The sequence below is a fragment of the Candidatus Eremiobacteraceae bacterium genome, from assembly GCA_036511855.1.
Lineage (GTDB): Bacteria > Vulcanimicrobiota > Vulcanimicrobiia > Eremiobacterales > Eremiobacteraceae > JABCYQ01.
In genome coordinates, this window is sequence record DATCBN010000109.1 from 26723 (window position 1) to 35712 (window position 8990).

7 protein-coding genes are annotated in these 8990 nt (G+C 61.5%); 5 read left to right on the plus strand and 2 right to left on the minus strand.

Annotation, left to right across the window (positions count from 1 at the left end):
• Positions 1-27: 27 nt before the first annotated feature.
• The 4 genes from VII69_14560 to VII69_14575 all read left to right on the plus strand — a co-directional run bounded on the left by VII69_14560 (position 28) and on the right by VII69_14575 (position 5494).
• Positions 28-822: a hypothetical protein gene (locus VII69_14560; GenBank protein HEY5096331.1), complete on the plus strand. Its 795-nt coding sequence runs from the start codon at positions 28-30 to the stop codon at positions 820-822.
• Entirely contained in the window at positions 788-2200 is a 1413-nt protein-coding gene (locus VII69_14565; GenBank protein ID HEY5096332.1) for a PQQ-binding-like beta-propeller repeat protein, read from the plus strand. Before VII69_14560 ends, VII69_14565 begins: the two co-directional genes overlap by 35 nt.
• Before the next feature lie 127 nt (positions 2201-2327).
• Positions 2328-3623: a PQQ-binding-like beta-propeller repeat protein gene (locus VII69_14570; GenBank protein HEY5096333.1), complete on the plus strand. Its 1296-nt coding sequence runs from the start codon at positions 2328-2330 to the stop codon at positions 3621-3623.
• Positions 3624-3814: 191 nt separating this feature from the next.
• Entirely contained in the window at positions 3815-5494 is a 1680-nt protein-coding gene (locus VII69_14575) for a hypothetical protein (GenBank protein ID HEY5096334.1), read from the plus strand.
• A gap of 95 nt (positions 5495-5589) precedes the next feature.
• Here VII69_14575 and VII69_14580 read toward each other — a convergent pair whose 3' ends face one another.
• Complete coding sequence (locus tag VII69_14580; GenBank protein ID HEY5096335.1) at positions 5590-6612, minus strand: GNAT family N-acetyltransferase; 1023 nt, start codon at positions 6610-6612, stop codon at positions 5590-5592.
• A 73-nt stretch (positions 6613-6685) separates the two neighbouring features.
• Here VII69_14580 and VII69_14585 point away from each other — a divergent pair, with 73 nt between their 5' ends.
• Positions 6686-8065 carry an alkaline phosphatase family protein gene (locus VII69_14585; GenBank protein ID HEY5096336.1) on the plus strand — a complete coding sequence of 460 codons (1380 nt, stop codon included), beginning with the start codon at positions 6686-6688 and terminating at the stop codon, positions 8063-8065.
• On the opposite strand, the gene VII69_14590 is transcribed toward VII69_14585, so the two are convergent.
• Positions 8062-8990: hypothetical protein (locus VII69_14590; GenBank protein ID HEY5096337.1), on the minus strand; the 929-nt coding region annotated here is incomplete at its 5' end. The genes VII69_14585 and VII69_14590 overlap by 4 nt on opposite strands.

An 8990-nucleotide genomic window follows, 5' to 3' on the forward strand; every position in this document is an offset into this window, starting at 1 on the left:
AGTCGAACGGCCCAAGTGGTCGCTGATATGCGCGCCACCATTGGATATCTGCTGATTGTCGCGGCGCTGACCGCGACGGTCTGTGCCAATGGCGCACGACCGTCGGCGGCCACGCCCGTTCCCAGAGCTTCGCAGACGGCGCCGCCGGACGTAGCGGCTCCTTCGCCAACTCCTCAGCCGCTCGAGATCGGCGGCCAAATCGTTGACCTCGAGCGCGGCTTCATCGTCTTCGCGAGCGGCGACGCATTTAAGCTCGATCCGCAAGTCGTCACACAGGACGCGTCGACGGGCGCACCGCCGACATTTGCGATTCAACCTGGATCGTACGCGGTGGCGACGCTCGACCCTTCTAGCAGACTTGTGACACTGATCAGAATCTCCCGCACGCCGCTAAGTGAGGGAACGCCGGCCGCGCAAGTACCGCGAAAATACGTAGCGGTGGAGTCGTCGCCGCAGCCGAATCCAGATCTCGTTCCCGCCAAGTCGTTGTACACGAGTCCTCTTACGCCTACGGAAACGGTCACCGTCGTCGTGCAAGTTCCGGCGAACACGCCCTATACGGACGATGTCTACGTCGCCACCGACACGAGCGGCTGGAATCCGCAAGCCATCAAGACACAGCGAATGGACGGTCTGCATTTCCGCATTCAGTTCGAGCTTAAAGGAGGCACCGATTTTCACTATCTCTTCACGCGCGGCTCTTGGCAAACCGTCGAGCGAGACAGAGCCGGCCTTGCGCGCAAGCCGCGCGACCTTTACGTGCCCGGTGGCGCCGCGCAAGCCATCGATGCGACCGTTTTCCGCTGGGCCGATCTTCCGTAACGCTGCTCTCGTTGCTGTCGCGCTATGCGCGCTCGGGCTCTACGCATGCGGCGGCGGCGGTGGCAGTTCCGCTGTTCCCAAGCCGCATCCAAGCCGGATGACGGATTCCGGTGCGATTCCGAATTACGTGCCGCCCAGCTTTCCGTCGGCCGAATGGCCTCAATTCCGTCGCGATGATCAGCGCACGGGAAACAACCCCAACCAGATGCTGATCACAAAGGCCAATGTGGCCACGCTCGCGCCGAAGTGGATATCCAATTCGGTCGGCGGCATGTTCGCGACGCCGATCGTCGTCAACGGCAGCGTGTATAAGGCCGACTTCGGCGGCCATATCCTCAGCTTGAACGAAGCGACCGGCGCGACGGCGTGGACATTTGTGACGGGCCAGGACGGCGCGTTTATCAGCACGCCGACCTATAGCAATGGAGTCCTTTACGAGGGCACGACCAGAGGCGTGTTCTACGCCATTGACGCCGCGACCGGCGCGCTCAAGTTCAAGTACCCGGATGTCGCGCTCAATGCGGGCTATGAAGGGTCGGCGATTGTCGCCGGCGGCGTTGTGTATGAAGGGGTCAGCAATTTAGATGAGGAGACCAACCGCTGCATCGCAGACGACCAATTTGTGTCATTTTCTTCCACGTCGCCCACGATATTGAATACCCTTACGATAACGCCGCCGGGAAGCACGGGCGCAAGCGTTTGGGCATCGCCGATGATCGATCCGCAGGGGTATGCGTATTTGGCCACGGGCAACACCTGTCTTGGGCCCCAGACCCTCCTCGAAGCCGATGCGATCCTCAACGTCGGTCCAGCCACGATGAAACTCAACTGGGCTGAGCCGGGTCCGCCGGACTCGCACGATCTCGACTTCGGCGCTACGCCTGTTTACGTCGATGGGATGGTCGTCGATGGGGCTAAAGATGGCTTGATCTACGCCTTTGCTACTCTCACGGGCGCGTTGGCCTGGAAGACAAACGGCGGCATTTCGAACGGCGCCATCATCGGCTCGCCTGCGACGGATGGAACGCATATCTTCGTGCCCTTTTACGTCGGGTCGACCGGTGGCGCGATCGTCGCGCTGAATCTTGACGGAACCGTTGCCTGGACCGTGCCGACGGAATCCGACGAGAACGGCTTCGGCCCGTTATCGGCGCCGGCCGTGTCGCAAGGAATGATCTTCGTCGGTTACACTGACACCGGCTGCGCCACCGGCCCGTGCGACGGCATATCTGCGCTCGATGCGAACACCGGCCAGCTGCTGTGGCGGTATAGGACCACGCACGCGATCTACACGGGACCTGCCATCGTCGACGGCGGCCTTTTCGTTGGCGAATTTGACGGCTCATCGGTCTACTGCTTCACGCCGAACGGCATCTGAGGCCGAAACGGAGGCGCACATCATACATTTCTCTTCATGCCGGGCGAAGTTGCATTCGGCAACGCGGCTAGCGCTCGCGATCTGTTCGCTTGCCCTTGCTGCTTGCGGCGGTAATTCTGCCGGCCCCATGCCGCGTCATAGCACAGCGCCGCAGTCCGGCGCGATTCCCAATTACGTGCCGCCCAACTTTCCGTCGGCCGACTGGCCGCAATTCCGCCGCGACGATCAGCGCACGGGGAACAATCCCAACCAGACGCTGATCACCAAGGCCAACGTGGCCACCCTCGCGCCGAAATGGATATCTAATTCACCGGGCGGCATGTTCGCGTCGCCTGTGGTCTTCAACGGCGAGGTGTACAAGGCCGACCTCGGCGGACACATTCTCGAATTGAATGAAGCCACCGGTGCGACGGCATGGACGTTCTTGTCGGTCGACGGCGCCGGGTTTATCAGCACGCCTGCCTACAGCAACGGCGTTCTCTACGAAGGAACGGTCAAGGGCGGATTTTACGCCGTCGACGCCGCGACCGGCGCGTTGAAGATTCAGTACCCGTCGGTCACGCCAAATGCGAGCTTTGAATCGTCGGCGCTAGTCGCAGGAGGCGCCGTATATGTGGGCGTCACCAACCTGCACGAGGACAGCACTGGCTGTATCGTCGCTGATCAATTTGTCGCGTTTTCGCCTCAGTCGCCAACGATCGTGAATGACCTTACCATAACACCTCCGGGATCCAGCGGCGCAAGCGTCTGGTCGTCGCCGATGATCGATCAGAACGGGTATGCCTATATTGCCACCGGCAACTCGTGTACGGGGCCGGCGCTTGAAGCCGCCGACGCGATCCTCAAAGTGGGTCCCGCGACGATGAAGATCAACTGGGACCAACAGGGGCCGCCGGACGGCCACGATCTCGACTACGGTGCGACGCCGGTCTACGTCAACGGCATGGTCGTTGATGGATCAAAAGATGGCAATGTCTACGCGTACGTCGCAGCCACCGGAGTGCTGGCTTGGAAGACCAATGCCGGCATCGCGAGCGGCGCCGTCATCGGCTCGCCCGCGAGCGACGGGTCGCACGTCTTCGTGCCTTATTACGTGGCGGGGGCGGGCGGCGCGATTGTCGCGCTAAATCTTGACGGAAGTGTGGCATGGACTCTGCCGACGGCCCGCGATCAGAGCGGCATCGGCGTCCTGTCGGCACCGGCCGTCTCGCAAGGCATGATTTTCGTGGGCTACGCAGAGGCCGGCTGCACGACCGGACCGTGCAACGGCATATCGGCACTCGATGCGAACACTGGCCAGGTGCTCTGGCGCTACGCCACGATCCACGCGATCTATGCCGGACCGGCCATCGTCGACGGCGGCTTAATCGTAGGCGAATTTGACGGCACGTCGGTATATTGCTTCACGCCGAACGGCATATGATGGCCCCTGTAGGAGGGCAAGCATCGCTTGCCCCGTCTGATTGTAGGGGCCGACCTTTATGGTCGGCTCCGCTTGCCCCGGTGCTGGACGCCCCTGTACTAGGGCAAGCATCGCTTGCCCATCGCGCAATCGCGATCGCGGCATTATTACTGATCTCCTCGACGGCTAGCGCCAATGCGGATCAGCAGCCAGTGACCGTCGGTCACGCGCCGATCACGATCGCCGCGGACCGCGTGATGTACTTCAGTAACGAGGCGACCATCCAAGCACGCGGACACGTGCGCGCCACGTTGCCCGACGGCGCATCGTTGACGGCCGACGCTTTTTCGATGGATCTTTCGCTTGAGCGCATCGTCGCAGCCGGGCACCTCACGATTCACACTTCTGCCGGCGATTTCTCCGGCGCCGCGATTGCCGATTTTCTGCCCTTCCGGCGCTTGTACTTCGTCCCTCTAGTCCCCGGCGCGGATCGTTGGACGTTTCTGAACGGAGACTACGCGCATCCGGAAAAAGGCCGCGAGATGCCGGGAGACGCGTTCTTCCTCGCCGACTTCGGCGCCACACGCCCGTTCATCGTCGCCAAGCGTGCGATCATTGACCCGACGACCTTCGCCCGTTTCGCCCCGGCGTCGTTCGGTCTGTTCAACGGCACGATCCGCACGCCGCCATTGCCGCCGTTCGTCGAGAATTTCTCCGAGGACCCCAATTTCGGAGTGAACGCCCTTTCCGGCGCGACGTATGACATCCCGTACGGTTTCGCGGGTTCCGCCACTACGCTCGACGCGGTCCACTTGCGCTACGATCAGACGCTCAACACGTATGCCTCGTTCGAACATCATCTCGTCGCTCCGAGCGGCGCATATGCCGTGTTCAGCCTGAATCCGGCGACGCAACTGAACAAACAATGGAATCTCTTAGGATATGCCCCGCTTGGCGCTAAGGCCGCGCTCGAATTGACCACGCAATTGTTCACGTTCCAATCCGGGCTTTCGCAGCCGCTTTCGTCAAACGGATTCGCCGACGTCAAAGTGCTGCGCGCGTTGCACCATTCTTCGCTCACGTTCGAGCTCACGCCGCAGTACGGGAACTTGCTCGCGCCCACGCCGCGCGGCTTCTACGGCAATTCGTCGCACACGTACGCGCAGAATCATCCGATGACGTTCGGCGCATCTTGGTCGAGCTTCGACGAACCGCTGTGGAAATCGGGACTATCCTTTCGCGTGCAGTCGGGTTTCGGCTACGACCATGACTATTTTGGCATAGGAGTGCTGCACCCCCAGACCGTCACGACCAAGTTCGTAGGCGCATCGCTTGAAACGCCCGTCTACCCCGGTCCATTCAAGTCGGGACTCACGGCAGTGTATCAAATTCAGCGGACGTGGCTAAGCTTCCCCAACGTCGTCGACCGCGACACGCTCGCCGTCACCGACAGCCGCCGGTTCAACCGCTCCTTGATCCTGCTCGCATCCGGCGTGTTCGATTCGATTTCGACGCACGATCTGGCCGCCACGTTCTCGGCACCCAACGCGACAACGGGTTTAACCCCGTCTCCACAGTCTAACAACGGCATCGCGAATGTGGGCGGCGTTGGCATCTATCCGCAATTCCTCGGCGCCACTAACCGGGCGTTCGGCCTGACGGCGGAATTCCAACCGAATAACGCCTTTCAGATGTCGATGTCGCTGCAGCAAAACAATTACTCACCGCTTCAGACGCCCACTCACTTCGGACCGCCGCGCTATCAATTCAGCGGTGATGTGCGGTTCAAGATCTCAAAGACGACGTCGCTCGATATCGCGCGCGCCTATTTCTTCAACTGGGGCGGGCTCGGCTGGACGCCGCGGTTCTCGCTGCAGGTGACGCCGCAGTAGCATTGCTGTAAACTCTGTAGGAGGGCCATTGTACTAGGGCGAGCATCGCTTGCCCATGGGTGAGCGTTGCTCACCCTACTACTACCAGGCGTTGTTTACGCGAAGTAGCGGTAGAGTTCGGTGCCCGCGGCTTGCGCCGCCGCGAGCGGCACGTCCGGCTCTGTGAGTATCTTGGTGAGATCGGCGAGAGCCGCTTCCATGTTGCGTACGGCGTCACTTTTCTCCGGCTGAGAGTATCTTCCGACGTACACCGGAACCGCCTCGGCGCCAAGGCGAAGCTTGAAGTGAACGAGCCCCTCGTCTTCGGAGATGCCGAGATCGACCGCGCTAAATCCCTCGGTCGCGGCCTCTTCGAGAACCTTGCCCAGCAGGTAATGATTGGGATGCAAGGACAGCAGGTCCAGATCGGATGCGCTGAATTTGTAGTACAGAGTGTCGCCCCACCGTATGAAAAGCATCGCCGCAACGGCGCGGTCGGCAGCGTGCGCCGCGACGACGAATCCACGGTCGGGAAAAAAGCGTTCGGCGAGCCGCTCAAAAAATTTGCGCGGCTGCGGCAGCAAGCGATGCTTGGCAACGCGCAGCCGCGAATGAAGGGCGTAGAATGTCTCGACGGATTCGTCACCGCTCAAGAGGCGATGCGTTAGTCCTGCGCGTTCGGCGGAGCGCATTCGCGCCCGCTGTTTTGGGTGCAGACGCGCGGTGACTCCGGGCGCTCCGCCGGCGAGAGAGACCGTCTGATGCACGCCGATTTCGCGCGAATCCGCGAGCGAACCGGGCGCGACGCGCGACCGGATTTGCCACGGCACGCCTTCTGCGCACAACGCAGCTTCGAGCGCGGCCCAATCGTCGCCGAGCGGCTCGCACACGTCGGCGAACGCGAACGCGACTCTGCGCCGGCCGCGAAAGTCATCGACTTCGGCGTACGGCAATCCGGCGACCACGCTGCCGCCGCGCACGAGCGCTGCAATCCGAACGGGAAAGCCGTACGTGGACGCGACGAGATCGCCCCAGTCGGAACTTTGGAATAGCGTCTGCCGATGCGACTTCGCGAAATCGAGCCAGCGCGCGCTATGGGGATCGATATGCTCGAGCGTGGCGTCGTCTGTGCGTTCCATGAATCTCCGCGCGGCGATTGTGCGTGCGACGACGTGCGTTCGCGCTCGCCGTGCGGGAACCCCCGGATGCGTGATGGAAACTGCGGACGTGCGCTCCAAACGTCTGCTTGTCATCGGGCTCGATTGCGCGACGCCCGAACTGCTCTTCGACCGGCCTGATTGGAAGTTGCCCACACTGCGAGCATTGATGGCACGCGGCACCTACGGAACGCTGCGCACCGTCACGCCGGCCATCACCATTCCAGCATGGGCCTGCATGATGACGGGAAAAGATCCAGGCGAGCTCGGCATCTACGGATTTCGCAATCGAACCGATCATTCGTATACCGGTCTGCGGCTGGCCACGTCGTTGTCGGTCAAAGAACGAACGCTGTGGGATGTGCTCGGCGCCGCAGGCCGCGATATCGTCACCATCGGCGTGCCGCCGGCATATCCTCCGAAACCGGTGAACGGCACGACGGTCGGCTGCTTTCTCACGCCCGGACCGCAGAGCGCGTACACGTATCCCGCGAGTGCGAAAGATGAGATCGCCCAGCTCTTGCACGCCGACTATCTCGTCGATTGCCCGAATTTCCGAACCGAAGACAAAGACGGCCTGCTGCGCCAGCTTTACGACATGACGGAGCGCCGCTTCGCCGTGGTCGAAGACTGGCTCGAGCGCAAACCGTGGGACTTCTTCATGTTCGTCGAGATCGGTTCGGACCGTCTCCACCACGGCTTTTGGAAATTCTTCGACCCGCTGCATCGCGGGCACGTGCCCGGCAACAAATATCAGGGCGTCATCCGCCAATACTACGAAGACCTCGACGCCATGCTGTCGCGGGCGCTTGCACGGATCGACCAAGACGAGACGCATATATTCGTCGTCTCCGATCACGGCGCAAAGCGCATGGACGGCGGCATCTGCATCAACGAGTGGCTCATCCGAGAGGGCTACCTCACGCTGAAATCGATTCCGGACTCGCCCACGCCATTCGCAAAGCTGGACGTCGACTGGTCGCGCACGTCCGTTTGGGGTGAAGGCGGATACTATGCGCGCGTCTTTTTCAACATCGCCGGCCGCGAGCCCGAAGGCACGGTGCCGCCCGGCCGCGTCGAAAAGCTGGCCGAAGAAGTCGCGCGCAAAATAGCAGCCATCCCCGACGATTTGGGGCGGCCTCTCGCCAATGAAGTTTTCCGGCCGCACGAGATCTACCGCACAGTGCGCGGCATCGCACCCGATCTCATGGTCTATTTCGGCGATCTCCATTGGCGCTCGGTGGGATCGGTCGGCTACCGCGCGCTGCACACATTCGAAAACGACATCGGGCCCGACGACGCAAATCACGCCCGCTACGGCATCTACATCGAAGCGTTGGCGGACCGGCCGGGTCTCGGGCGATCAGACGACGTCGACATCCTTTCGATGTACGAGCGCTTCGCGCGCGCCTCGGGACTCGCGCTGGCCGGCTAACCGCCGCATTTTGGCTTCTGCCGCCAGAAATGCAAGTGTTCGAGGCCTTTTGCGATGACGCTTGCGGCTAGCGCGCGCCCGTGTGGCGAATAATGACCATCGACGGTGCCGAAGAGCGGTACCCGCTGCGCATCTAATTCGGCGTGAACAAACGCAGGGTAGAGATCGATAGAAGGGACCTCGGTTCTCGCGATGACGCGCTGCAGGTCGCTCTCAAAATCGTTGCCCGCCGGCGGTCCGAGATCGAGCCACACCCAATCGGGAAATGAATACACTTCGGATGTCACGGCATCTTCGAGCGGCGAGACGTGCCCGACCGTCGGATTCGCGACGACGATCAGAGCGATACACGCGCGCGCAAGTTTGTCCTTCATGCGCATCAAGGACTCGCGCGTAGGTTCTTGCCAGGTCGCGTTGTAGGATTTCCAATCGATCTCGGCGGTTTTGGGCAGCGGGTACGAGTCGGCGATGTTGGTGTTGTTCAACTGTACGATGACGGCGTCCACGACACCGAGGGAAAGTATGTTGTCGATATATTCTTCAAAGCCGTCAAGGCCTTTTAGCGGTGAAATCGATACGAGCTTAGGCTCTTTTGGAAAGCCGAGCTCACGCCAGTTCGTCCGTAGCTTCGCTTCGACAAGGCCGGGGATGGAAGTGTCCCAGCGTGTATTGTAAAACGCATACGAGTTGCCGAGGTACGCGATGCGGTAGTAACGATCGCTTAACCCGGGGAACGGGTCTTCGCCGGCCACGATCTCGCCGCTTCCGGGCGCATCGGACTTCGAGAATGTTCGCGCGCTGGGCTCGGCGCTTTGAACGGCTGGACCCGAAAGCGTGACCTTCCGAATCCTCCGATTGCCGGTATCGGCAACAATAAGGCTTCCGTCGGCCAATCTCGCCACGGCGAACGGCTCGTCGAACAGAG